The following is a 12,188-nucleotide window of genomic DNA, read 5'->3' as shown; positions in this document are numbered from 1 at the left end:
CTTCATTTCCGCCCCCTTTCATGAACGCAGCTCCCCTATCCGGCCTCTACGCTCCTTCCCTGGCCCTCGTCACCGATTTGTATCAGCTCACGATGGCCTATGGCTACTGGCAGCAGGGCATGCAGGACCGGGAAGCCGTGTTTCACCTCTACTTCCGCAAGGCGCCTTTCGCGGGCGGCTACGCAGTGGCCGCCGGGCTGGCGCTGGCCGTGGATTGGGTAGAAAACCTGCATTTTTCCGAAGACGACCTGACCTACCTGGGCAGCCTACGCGGCAGCAAAGGCGCCGCAATGTTCCCACCTGAGTTTCTGGAATACCTGCGGCAGCTGAAATTCACCTGCGACATCGACGCCGTGCCGGAGGGAACCGTAGTGTTCGGCAACGAGCCGATGCTGCGCGTGCGCGGGCCGCTGCTGCAAGCCCAACTATTGGAAACAGCGCTGCTCACGCTCATCAATTTCCAGACCCTGATTACCACCAAAGCCGCCCGCATTCGGGAAGCCGCCGGGCCCACCGACCAGATTCTGGAGTTTGGCCTGCGCCGGGCCCAGGGCTTCGATGGCGGGCTGGGGGCCAGCCGGGCCGCTTACCTGGGCGGGGCCGATGCCACCAGCAACGTGCTGGCCGGGCAGCGCTACGGCATTCCGGTGCGCGGCACCCACGCCCACAGCTGGGTGATGGCCTTTGACGATGAAACGCGGGCGTTTTCGGCCTACGCCCAGGCCTTCCCCGACGACTCGGTGTTTCTGGTCGATACCTACGACACCATTGAGGGTGTGCGGCAGGCCATTAAAGTGGCCCGCGAGATGCGCGCCAACGGCCACGAGCTGGCTGGCATCCGCCTCGATTCGGGCGACCTGGCCTACCTGAGCCGCGAGGCGCGGGCGGTACTCGACGAGGCCGGCTTTACGGACACGCGCATCGTGGCCAGCAACGATTTGGAGGAAAACCTCATCACCAGCCTCAAGCAGCAGGGTGCCCGCATCGATACCTGGGGCGTGGGCACGCAGCTCGTGACGGCCTACAATCAGGCGGCGCTGGGAGGCGTGTACAAGCTGGCCGCCCTGCGCAAGGCCGACGATTCGGGCTGGGACTTCACCATCAAGCTCTCCGAGCAGGTGGCCAAAACCAGCATTCCGGGCATTTTGCAGGTGCGCCGCTACCTCAACGAGTACGGCAAGCCCCGCGCCGACATGCTCTACAACACCGCCGAGCCCCTCCCCGACCAGCTCACCCTCATCGACCCGCTCGACAACACCCGCCGCCTGGCCATCAAGCCCGAAACCAAGTTTCGCGAGCTGCTGGAGCCGGTATTCCGCGCCGGCAAGCGCGTGCTCGACCTGCCCACGCTGGCCGAAAGCCGCGCCCACGCCCAGCGTGAAGTACAGAGCCTGGACCCCAGCATCCGCCGCTTCCTCAACCCCCACACCTACCCCGTGGGCCTCGAAAAAGGGCTCTACGACTACCGCACGGAGCTGATTCTGGCGAAGCGCCCGGTGCGCGGGGCGTAGGGGTCTTAGCCTATCGATTCAACAGCTTATTGAACCAACTGTGTTTCTGTTTCGGTGCCTCAAATCCCCAAATCGGTTCCGTTGGATGCTTGCGAACCTTATCTGGCATAAAAGTCATCCGGTCAAGCGCGAGTCCAAGTGTTGAAGAGCTTTTTCTTAGGTCGGCAACCAAAAAGTTAAATGGCAAGCCTGACGCGAATTTTTGCAGCACGATGTCGCCAGAACTGTTTATAGTTGCAACCTCAGCTAAGCCACTTCGCGTTTTACGTTGTTGCCAAATTTTGGTAGTCAATTCTTCGTGTACTTGGTCTATTCGTGATTTAGCGCCAAATTCCCCAAATTCCTGAACATGCCATATGAACTCGAGTAAGTTGTCCGATTGGCGAATAATTACTTGTGGGTCGTGGCAAATAAAGAACACAGCACCCCATTCTCCAGATTCGGAAATATCTAACACCCAGTAATTTCCAAATCCATCACTTGCTAGCTCTATACAGTGAGGGAACAGACCGGATAAGCCGAACTCACCAAAGGCATCGAATCGCACTTCTTCAAGGCCCTCAAACTCGAATCCTTTTGCAAACAGTAACAACTGCTTGATTTCGTCGGGTAAAGTCTGCGTGGGTACCAGTGCAGCAAGAGCCGCAACTTCTGTTTCGGAAAGTCCCTCTAACAATTTTGCTTTGTAAGGTCCTCCATCTTCCGAAGCAAAATGGTCGGCTGCAAGTGCTTGTAACTGAATAATAAGTCGCGACATTAAGATGGCCTTACATCTATGTTCTACGCATACCGCAGTTCCCCCGCCGCCACATGCAGCGTCACGCCCGCCTCGGCCGTGAGATGGCCCGCGACCTGCGCATCGTAGCCGCTCGCTTGCAGCGAGGCCACTACGGCAGCGGCCGAAGCTTCTTCCGTAACCAGCAGCATACCGGTACCCATATTCCAGTAGAGGTAGGCGGTTTCGGCATCAATCCCGCCGATTTCGCACAGGCGCTGCATGGCGGGCAGGGGCTCGAATAGGTTATCCAGCACCGCGCCGAGGCCATTTTTGAGCACCCGCGAGAAGTTGTCGGCCACGCCGCCGCCGGTGATGTGGGCGATGCCGTGCAGCGGTAGGCCGGCATCGAGCAGTGCCGCCACGCCGGGCGAGTAGATGAGTGAGGGCGCGAGCATGGCTTCGCCCCAGGTAGCGTACTGGTCAGCATCAGTACCGTCGTAAGCAGACTCGTGCCAGTTGTCGCCGAACACCTTTTGCAGCGTTTTGCGGGCCAGCGAGTAGCCGTTGGAGCGGAATGAGGGCGAGCGCAGGGCCACCACGACGTGGCCGACCTGGGCAGTTTTACCGCTCAGGGGCTGGGCCAGACTGGGGTGCAGCACCCCAATGGCCGTGGAGCACCAGTTGAAATTCATCTTCGCGCCCGGCCAGCCGCCGATGCGGTTGCCCAGCTCCGCGATTTCGCCGCCCGTAATGGCCAGGCCAGCAAAGTTGGCCGCGTCGTGCAGGCCGCGCATGAGCTGGTCCACCACGTCGTAGTCGAGGTGGTTCACGTCGATGATATTGGAGAGGTTGGTGGGCACGAAACCGGCGGCGATGAGGTCGTCGGCCGTCATGGCGATGAGGTCGTAGCCGAGCGTATCGTAGCGGTTCAGGCGCTCGGCCACTTCGATTTTGGTGCCGATGCCGTCGGAGCTGATTCCCAGGCGCTCGGCCCCGAAACGGATTTCGTTGGAGAAGCCGCCGTCGAGGTCTTTGGCGGGCTCGCCGGGCTTGCCGGCCCGGTTAGCAAAGGTTTTTTTCGACCAGTTGTAGGCGTTGCGGGAGGCGGCGTTGCCTTCTTCGATGGAGTAGCCGGCGGGGTTATTCATAGGAGTTGGAACAGAGTCCCCTCCTCAGATGAGCAGGGGAGTTTGTTCGTCCTCTCACTTGTTACTTAGTGCTCCGTAGGCGCGGGCGCTTTCGCACTCACCGATTTCTTGTCCTTTTTGTTGGTCCGGTGGCTGGCGCGCTCCTCCTGAATGTGGCGCAGGTAGTGCGTCACGTCGCCGGTGGGGTACTTACCGCTGAAGCAGGCGAAGCAGCTGCCGCCGTGGCCTTTTTCCTCCGAGAACAGCTCTTCTAAATCCTCCAAATCCTGGTATATCACCCGGTCGGCTTCGATATGGCGGCAGATTTCGTCTTCCGTGTAGTTGGCCGCAATCAGCTCGGTGCTCATGGCCATGTCGATGCCGTAGATGCAGGGCGACACAATGGGCGGCGCGCTCGAAATAAAGTACACCTCGGTAGCGCCGGCCTCGCGCAGCAGGCGCACGATGCGGCGCGAGGTGGTGCCGCGCACGATACTGTCGTCCACCACGGCCACTTTTTTGCCAGCCACGAACTCGCGGATGGGGTTGAGCTTTTTCTTCACCACATCCTCGCGGCCGGCTTGGGTGGGCACGATGAAGGAGCGGCCCATGTGGTTGTTTTTCACCAGGGCGCGGCGGTAGGGCACACCAATGGCCTCGGCTAGCCCGGAGGCGGCGAAATAGCCCGAGCTGGGCACGTCAATCACCATATCGGGCTTGAGGCCGGCGTCGGCCACCTTGCGGGCCAGGCGCTTACCCAGGCGCACGCGCTCCCGCGCCACCAGCCGTCCGTGAATCACGGAGTCTTCGCGGGCGAAGTAAATCTGCTCAAAAGCGCAGAATTTTTTGGGCGTACTGTACGGGTTTTTGAAGTGCGCCTCGAATTTATTGTCGATGAAAATAGCCTGGCCGGGACCCACGTTTTTCACAAACTCGAAGCCCAGAAAATCGAAGCAGGTACTCTCGGAGGCGAAAGCCCACACCGGGCCGTTAGGCGTGTCGCGGCGGCCCAGCACCAGCGGCCGGATGCCGAGCGGGTCGGTAAAGGCCAGCAGGCCGTGGCCGGCAATGAGGGTGATGGTGGAATACGCGCCCTTCACCAGCTCCTGGGTGGTTTCCACGGCGTCGAAAATATCCACCACGCTCAGGTTGTCGAGGTTTTTCACGCGCAGCTCCGAGGCGAAGGTGTACATGATAAGCTCCAGGTCGTTGGTGGTTTTGGGCAGCACGTGGTACTTCTCGTGCAGGCGTTTGGCCACGTCGCGGAAGTTGATGACGTTGCCATTGTGCACCATAGCAAGCCCAAACGGGTAGCTGGTGGTGAAGGGCTGGGCCAGGTCCGAGTCGTTGGCACCCTGGGTGGTGTAGCGCACGTGGCCGATGCCGGTATGGCCCTTGAGCTTCTTCACGTGCTTGGGCTTGAATACGTCGTTCACCAACCCCTGGCCCTTGCAGAGGTGGAAAGCGGTGCCGTCGAAGGTGGCGATACCGGCCGCATCCTGCCCCCGGTGCTGGAGGGCGGTGAGGCCAATTATCATGTCGGCCACCACATTATCGGGACCGTGAAAACCTACTATTCCGCACATGGCGCTTTGCGTTAATTAAAAATTATGAATTAAAAATTAAAAATTACTAGTCATGAATTCGCAGTGGCGCTTGAAAGCAGCGACCACTGCCATTTTTAATTCATAATTCATAATTTTTAATTAGGCCCGCCAGGGCCTGGGCGTATAGCGCGTGCTCCACGGCAAGGCCGCGGCGCTCCACTTCCGCCAGCGTATCAGCCCCGCGTAAATCCACGGTTTGCTGGGCCAGAATGGGGCCGGTATCGAGGCCTTCGTCCACGAGATGCACGGTGATTTTAGTTTCGGGGAGCTGATTTTCGAAGGCCCATTCGTAGGCGTGCAAGCCCTGGTGCTGCTGGGTGTCGGCGGGGTGAATGTTGAGGATGCGGCCCGCAAACGGCTGAATGAAGGCCGGCGAGAGAATCCGCATGTAGCCCGCCAGCACCACGAAGTCGGGCTGATACTGCTGGAGCAGCGCGGCGGCTTCGGCATCGAATGTTTCGCGCTTGCGGCCCTGGCTGGGCAGCGCAGCCGTGGGGCAGCCATGCTCCTGCGCAAAGGCCAGCCCCGGCGCATCGGGCTTGTTGCTGAATACCACCACCACTTCGGCCAGCCCGTGTAGTACGCCGGTTTTAGTGGCTTCGAGCAACGCCAGCATGTTCGAGCCCCGGCCCGAAAGCAGGATGGCCAGCCGGGCCGGCCCGGCGTCGCCCTTGCGGACGAGAGCCGCCAGCCCACTTTGCTCAAAAGCAGTGAGAAGCATGGTGACGTTGGACTTTGCTTCGGGTATCAAGGGATTGGAATGTTGATGGGGCTGGCAGAATAACCTACTCTCAGCTTCAATTTACAACTGCCTGCGTCAGGACCGGCGCCGGGCGCTGGGCAATGTCGGTTCGCACGTACATATCCTGAAAGCTGACGACGCGGCACGCTTCGTAGGCGCGGGCAGTGGCTTCGGACAAATCCTGGCCGTGGGCGGTGAGCACGAGCACGCGGCCGCCATTGGTTACGAGTTGGCCGGCGGCGTCGTGCCGGGTGGCACCGTGGTAGGCCTGCACGCCGGCCGGCAAATTATCGAGGCCGGTGATGGGAAAACCCGTGGGAAACCCGGAAACCGGGTAGCCGCCCGAAGCCAGCACCACGCCCACGAACGCACCCGGCCGCTGCACCACGCCCTGCCGCGAAAGCGTCCCGTTGAGCGTGCCTTCAATCAAATCGAGCAGGCTGCTGTCCAGCGCGGGCAGTAGCACTTCGGCTTCGGGGTCGCCAAGGCGCACATTGTATTCCAGCAGCTTGGGGCCGGTGGGCGTGATCATGACACCGAAATAGAGGAAGCCCCGGAACTCGAACTGCTCGTGTTGCAGCCCGCGCAGGGTGGGGTCGATGATGTCGCGGCGAATGGTGGCCAGCACGTTGTCGTCGGCGAAGGGCACGGGGCAGTAGGCGCCCATGCCGCCGGTGTTGGGGCCGAGGTCGCCGGCCAGCAGCTGCTTGTGGTCCTGCGAAGTGGCCAGCAGGCGAATCACATGGCCATCGGTGAGGCCGATGATGCTGATTTCAGGACCAGTCAGCTTTTCTTCCAGCAAGAAGGAGAACCAGCCCGAATAGCTCGTCTGCAAATCATCGAAAGCCGCTTCCGCTTCTTCCGGCGAGGCGCACACGTACACGCCCTTGCCGGCGGCCAGGCCGTCGTATTTCACCACTACGTGCCCACCCAGCTCGGCCGCTTTCACGCGGGCCTCGGCAATGTTGTCGCTGCGGAACGGCCAGGCCTGCGCCGTAGCCACGCCGTGGCGGCGCATGAATTCCTTGCTCCACACCTTCGAGCTTTCCAGCCGCGCCGCCGAGCGGGTCGGGCCAAAAACCTGGATGTCGGACCCGGCGAAAAAGTCGGTGATGCCGGCCGCCAGCGGCGCCTCCGGCCCCACCACAATCAGCTTGGAATCGTGGGCCTGCGCGAAGGCTTTCACCGCTTCAAAATCCAGCGGGTCGATTTCGGGGTTACTGTTAGGGATGCCGGCGTTGCCGGGCAGCACGTGCACCGTGGCCCCGTCGCGGGTCAGCTTTTCGGCCAGGGCGTGCTCGCGCGCGCCGGAGCCGAGGAGAAGAAGGGTTTTATTGTTCGACATCGTTCAAGCTTCTTTTAGGAGGCCGGCCTGCACGAGGTTGGCCAGCAGGCGGGCGTGGGTATCCTGGCGGCCGGTGTGGGGTGCGTCGGTCGTTTTGGGTTCGGCGGAGGGCAGGGCAGTGCCGGTGATGCGCTCGTAGATATCGAGGTAGCGGCGGCTGGCTTCCTGAGCCACTTCCGGGGTGAGGGCGCGGGGATACTGGCCGTCTTTCTTGTTGGCAATCAGCCACTGGCGGACATATTCCTTGTCCATCTGCTCGGCCGTTTCGGGGTTGCGGGCGTAGTCCTCGGCGCTCCAGAACCGCGACGAATCGGGCGTGTGCATCTCATCAATAAGAATCAGCTCGCCATTCAGCAGGCCAAACTCATATTTGGTATCGACCAGAATGATGCCTTTGGTCGACAACAGCTCCGAACCTACTTTGAACAGCGCCAGCGACTTTTCCTTCATCTGGTCGTAAAGCAACTGGCTCACCCAGCCTTCGCTCACGAGGTTTTCAGGGGTGATTTCGCGGTCCGATTCCTCCTTGGTAGTAGGCGTCACGATAGGCTCCGGGAAGGGCTGGTGCTTGGTCAGGCCGTCGGGCACCGTCACGCCCGAAAACGTGCGCTGGCCGGCCTGGTAGCCGCGCCACATCGAGCCCGTGAGATAGTGGCGCACCACCATTTCCACCTTAATGGGCTCGGCCTCCTTCACCAGCATGGCGTTGGCGTCAACCAGCTTAATAACGTGGTTCGGAATGATGTGGGCCGTCTTTTCGAACCAGAAATTGGCCAGGCAGTTCAGCACCGCGCCTTTGTGCGGGATAGCCGTTTCCAGCACGCTATCGAAGGCCGAGAGGCGGTCGGTCACGACGATGAGACGGTCACCGGAGGGCGCACGCAGGCTGTCGCGCACTTTGCCGCGGTGCAGCAGGGGCAGTTGGGGGGAGGCGAAGTGCGTGAGGGTGTTCATTAGCTGCGTTTCTGGAAGAGGCTAGTGTTGGTTGGCGAGTTGCCCGGCGGGTGCCGTAGAAGTGTTCTTTTGGGCGATATGCGCCACGATATTCTTGAAAATCTGCAGCCCCGCCCCTTCCTCCGAAGCATCCGGGTTCAGCCGCCGCCGCCGGGCCCAGTCCGGGTGGTTGTAGGCCGATAAAAAGGCCTCGGGATGCGGCATTAGTCCAAAAACCTGGCCCGTGGGGTCCGTGAGGCCGGCGCAGTTCAGGTCGGCACCGTTCGGGTTGAGGGGGTATTCGCTGGTGCCGGCGCCGTTGGCATCGATGTAGCTCAGGCAGTTCAGCCCAGCGGCTTCGATGGCGGCACGGGTGGCGGCATCGGGAATTACCAGCCGGCCCTCGCCGTGGCGCACGGGCACTTCCAGCCGGTCGATACCGGTGAGGAAGGGCGTGCGCGAGGCGGGGTTCACGCGGAGCGTTACCCACCGGTCTTCGTAGCGGCCGCTGGCGTTGTGGGTCAGCGTCACTTCGGGCACCACGTTGCCGCCCAGGTTGGGCAGCAGGCCCAGCTTCACCAGCACCTGAAAACCGTTGCAGATGCCCAGCACGAACTTGCCAGCGGCGATGAATTGCCGGATGTCGTCGAGCAGGGTGCGGCCGTCTGTGCTGGTTTGGCGGTAGCGCAGCTTGTTGGCCAGCACCACCCCCGAACCCAGGTCGTCGCCGAAGCTGAAGCCGCCGGGGAAGTTCAGAATATCGAAATCGTGAATGCTCACCTGTCCGTGCAGCACCTGGTTGAGGTGCACGATGGTTGCTTCCGCGCCGGCCAAACGGTAGGCCGCGGCGAATTCTTCCTCGCAGTTTATACCGAAGCCCGTCAGAATAAGCGCCCGCACCGTGCCGCTGGCATGGGCCGCGCCGGTTTGTGCTTCCGATTGAACTTTATGTGCTCCCTGAGCCGCGTCTTGTGCCATTTCAAAAGTCTTTTGGGCCAATGGAAAAGAGTCTTGTGCTTTTAGAGCGAATTTGAGTGATTAAGGCTTTCCTGCGATGCCACTCCCAGCAGCTTGTTGACCGGCCCGTTAGTCCAGGCAGCGCGCAGAGCGGCGGTATGGGCTGCCAACACGGTTTGGCCGGCGTACCGCACGGTCAGCTCCCCGTTCGCCGTCACGCGGCCCAGGCGGGTGGCGCGGCCTTCCAGAATGCTCTCGAAAGCCACCACATCTTCCGGAGCCACGGTGGCCACAAAGCGGGAATGCGACTCCGAGAACAGCTGCTGCATCAACGGCAGGCCGGCGGCGGGCAAGTCAATTTCGGCCCCGTAGCCGTAGCCGAAGGTGGTTTCAGCCAGCGCCACGGCCAGGCCGCCGTCGCTCAGGTCGTGGCAGGACTGGATGATTTGCTGGTCGTTAGCTTCGCCGATGAGGATGTACAGCTCCTTGGCTCTGGCGAAATCCACCTTCGGGACGTTGGCCCCCAGCTGGCCGTGCAGCGCATAGAATTCGGAGCCGCCCAGCTCGTCGTGGGTTTCGCCGAGCAGGTACACCACGTCATCGGCCTGCTTGAAATCGGAGGTGATGGCACGGCGCACATCTTCCATTTTGGCCGTCATCGAATAGAGCACCGTGGGCGGCACCGAAATTTTCACACCGCCGGCCTTGAAGTCGTTTTTCATCGAGTCCTTACCGCTGGTGAGCGGGATGCAGTAGGCGGCCGTGGCGTCGCGCAGGGCTTCGCACATGCGCACCAGCTTGGCCAGCTTCTGCTTGCCATCGGGGTTGCTGGTGGCGTCGTACACCGAATCGGGCACGCAGAAATTGTCGTTCACCGACCAGAAAATCCCGTCGCCCGGTGTCAGGTTCGGGAGCTTCCCGCCCACCGCAATAATCTGCCGCACGGCCTCGTCAAACGAGCCGGCCGACATATCATACGCATCCAAGTCGCCGTAGCGCGGGATGATGCCGTTGCTCACGGCCACGCCTTCCCAGCTCTCAAAATTGAAGCGTACCACGGCCGCGTCCTGCGGGGCCTGACCGGTCGCACCCATCAAAGGCTTCACAATCGTGCGGCCCTTCACCTCGTGGTCGTACTGCCGAATAACCGACTCGCGCGAGCAGATATTGAGCGAGCCCAGCAGCTGCATCAGCGTCTCGGTGTAATCAGTGGCGGCCGGAATTTCCGGCTCGGCGGCGGCGGGTTTGGCCCACTCCGCTGCCAAAATTTTGCGCGGCACGCCCTCGTGCAGGAAGTGCATGTTAAGGCGGGCCACCGGCGCGCCATCGAAGCGCACATCCAGGAAACCATCCGAAGTAAAATGGCCGATATCGGTCAGCTCCACTTCCATTTCCTGGCCCAGCGCCGTGATTTCGGCCATCTTGCCGGGCTCCACCACCAGCGTAAACCGCTCCTGCGACTCGCTCACAAAAATCTCCCACGGCCGCAGGCCGGGGTATTTCAGCGGCACTTTTTCCAGCTCCACCACCGCGCCGCCCGAAATGCCAGCCAGCTCGCCCACGGAGGACGAGAGGCCGCCCGCGCCGTTGTCGGTGCTGCACTTCAGGAGGCCGCGGCGGGCGGCCAGCAGCAGGAAATCCATCGCCAGCTTTTGGGTGATGGGCGAGCCGATTTGCACGGCCGTGGCGGGCGCGGTTTCATCGAGCTCGATGCTCGAAAACGTTGCGCCGTGAATGCCGTCCTTGCCCACCCGGCCCCCGGCCATGATGATGCGGTCGCCGGCATCAATGTTTTTCTCCCACGAGTCTTTGCCCGCGAATTGCATGGGCATCACCGCGCCGGTGCCGCAGTACACCAGCGGCTTGCCGGCGTACCGGTCATCAAACACGATTGCGCCGTTCACGGTGGGCACGCCCGACTTATTACCGCCGTCCTCAATACCCTTGCGCACGCCTTCCAGAATGCGGCGCGGGTGCAGCTGCCCGGTCAGCAGCTGCCCGTCAAACTCCGGGTTGCCGAAGCAGAGCACGTTGGTATTGAACAGCAGCCGCGCGCCACCGATGCCAGTGGCCAGCGGGTCGCGGTTGTTGCCCAGAATGCCCGTAATAGCCCCGCCGTAGGGGTCGATGGCGCTCGGCGAGTTGTGCGTTTCCACTTTCCACACAAACAGCGAATCGGCGTTGATGCGCACCGCGCCGGCGTTATCCGAAAACACCTTCACCAGCCAGTCGTTGCCGTTGGCGCGAAGCTGCCGGTCCACTTCCGCGGTGGCGTCTTTGATGTAGGTTTTGAAGAGCGAATCAACCTGTTTTTCCTCGCCCGTTTCGAGGTCTTTGTAGTTGATGAGGGCCGAAAATTCCTTGTGCTTGCAGTGCTCCGACCACGTTTGGGCGATGATTTCCAGCTCGCAATCCGTGGGGTCGGCCGGCAAGTTCGCTGCCTGGCGCTCGGCCTGCGTTTCAGGGGCGGCGAAGTAGTCGCGCACGGCGCGCATTTCTTCCAGGTTCAGCGCGTAAATGTTCGCCTTAGAGAGCTGCACCAGCTCCGCGTCACTCAGGCCGGTGAGCGAAACAACTTCGGTAATGGCCTCCGCGCCGCCGCCGGGGCGGGGCGTGTAGTCGCGGATGCCATCGGCCACGCGGCCTACTTCCAGCCAGTTGATGAGCTTGTTGCCGAGCAGCTCCTCCGCGATGCGGCGCAGGTCGGTTTCCGGCAGGTCGTGTTCGAGCAGGTAGAGCTTCTTGCTGAAAATGTGCTGCGTGTGCACATCCAGCGGCTCGTTCAGGATGTCGGCGAGGGCATTTTGGGCGGAAGTGCCTTCGTCGTCGGTCACGCCGGGGCGGCGGGCCACGAGGATGTAAGTAGCGTAGCCTTCCGCGCCGGTCAGCTCGTTCAGGCGCACGTCGTGCAGCACCGGGTCGGCGAGGCAGCGGGTGGCGAAATCATGCAGCTGGGGTTCGCTCAGCGGGTAGCGCACCGTGTAGAGGGCAGCGCTGCGCACGCGGCCGGTGGCCAGGCCGAGGTGGCGGGCGGCGGCTTCGGTCACGCGCTGGCCGTCGCCGTCGTGCTGGCCGGGTTTCAGCGTGAGCTGGATGGTGTGGGTATCGGTCATTTAGTGAATGGCAACTAAAATAACTCGTCTGTCATGCTGAGCGAAGCCGAAGCATCTCTACCGCGCAACTAACTCAGTCGATTGGATTACACTCGTGGTATCGATGCTTCGACAAGCTTAGCATGACGACCTTCT

General features: G+C 61.7%; 9 protein-coding genes. 1 reads left to right on the top strand and 8 read right to left on the bottom strand.

Annotated elements, in window-relative coordinates; genetic code table 11:
* Positions 1 to 20 precede the first annotated feature (20 nt).
* Positions 21 to 1,511: a nicotinate phosphoribosyltransferase gene (locus tag GM79_RS00940; RefSeq protein ID WP_035557709.1), complete on the top strand. Its 1,491-nt coding sequence runs from the start codon at positions 21 to 23 to the stop codon at positions 1,509 to 1,511.
* 10 nt (positions 1,512 to 1,521) lie between these two features.
* Here GM79_RS00940 and GM79_RS00935 read toward each other — a convergent pair whose 3' ends face one another.
* From GM79_RS00935 to GM79_RS00900, 8 genes are all read right to left on the bottom strand, one after another.
* A complete protein-coding gene (locus tag GM79_RS00935; protein ID WP_035557706.1) occupies positions 1,522 to 2,268 on the bottom strand; it encodes an SMI1/KNR4 family protein in 747 nt (248 codons plus the stop codon).
* A gap of 23 nt (positions 2,269 to 2,291) precedes the next feature.
* Positions 2,292 to 3,377, bottom strand: a complete 1,086-nt coding sequence (locus GM79_RS00930; RefSeq protein ID WP_051718337.1) for an AIR synthase-related protein — start codon at positions 3,375 to 3,377, stop codon at positions 2,292 to 2,294.
* A gap of 65 nt (positions 3,378 to 3,442) precedes the next feature.
* The gene (gene purF / locus GM79_RS00925) at positions 3,443 to 4,942 is read right to left on the bottom strand and encodes an amidophosphoribosyltransferase (protein WP_035557703.1); all 1,500 of its coding nucleotides are present in this window, start codon (positions 4,940 to 4,942) and stop codon (positions 3,443 to 3,445) included.
* A 100-nt stretch (positions 4,943 to 5,042) separates the two neighbouring features.
* Positions 5,043 to 5,714 carry a phosphoribosylglycinamide formyltransferase gene (gene purN, locus GM79_RS00920; protein WP_235183886.1) on the bottom strand — a complete coding sequence of 224 codons (672 nt, stop codon included), beginning with the start codon at positions 5,712 to 5,714 and terminating at the stop codon, positions 5,043 to 5,045.
* 46 nt (positions 5,715 to 5,760) lie between these two features.
* Positions 5,761 to 7,050, bottom strand: coding sequence for a phosphoribosylamine--glycine ligase (purD, locus tag GM79_RS00915; protein WP_035557700.1), 1,290 nt, complete (start codon positions 7,048 to 7,050; stop codon positions 5,761 to 5,763).
* A 3-nt stretch (positions 7,051 to 7,053) separates the two neighbouring features.
* Positions 7,054 to 8,004: a phosphoribosylaminoimidazolesuccinocarboxamide synthase gene (locus tag GM79_RS00910; protein WP_051718336.1), complete on the bottom strand. Its 951-nt coding sequence runs from the start codon at positions 8,002 to 8,004 to the stop codon at positions 7,054 to 7,056.
* 21 nt (positions 8,005 to 8,025) lie between these two features.
* Positions 8,026 to 8,961: a phosphoribosylformylglycinamidine synthase subunit PurQ gene (locus GM79_RS00905; protein WP_081867476.1), complete on the bottom strand. Its 936-nt coding sequence runs from the start codon at positions 8,959 to 8,961 to the stop codon at positions 8,026 to 8,028.
* 41 nt (positions 8,962 to 9,002) lie between these two features.
* Positions 9,003 to 12,053, bottom strand: a complete 3,051-nt coding sequence (locus GM79_RS00900) for an AIR synthase-related protein (RefSeq protein WP_051718335.1) — start codon at positions 12,051 to 12,053, stop codon at positions 9,003 to 9,005.
* Positions 12,054 to 12,188 lie beyond the last annotated feature (135 nt).

It is taken from the genome of Hymenobacter sp. IS2118 (assembly GCF_000715495.1).
Classification (GTDB): Bacteria; Bacteroidota; Bacteroidia; order Cytophagales; family Hymenobacteraceae; genus Hymenobacter.
This window is presented reverse-complemented; position numbering and strand designations above follow the sequence as displayed.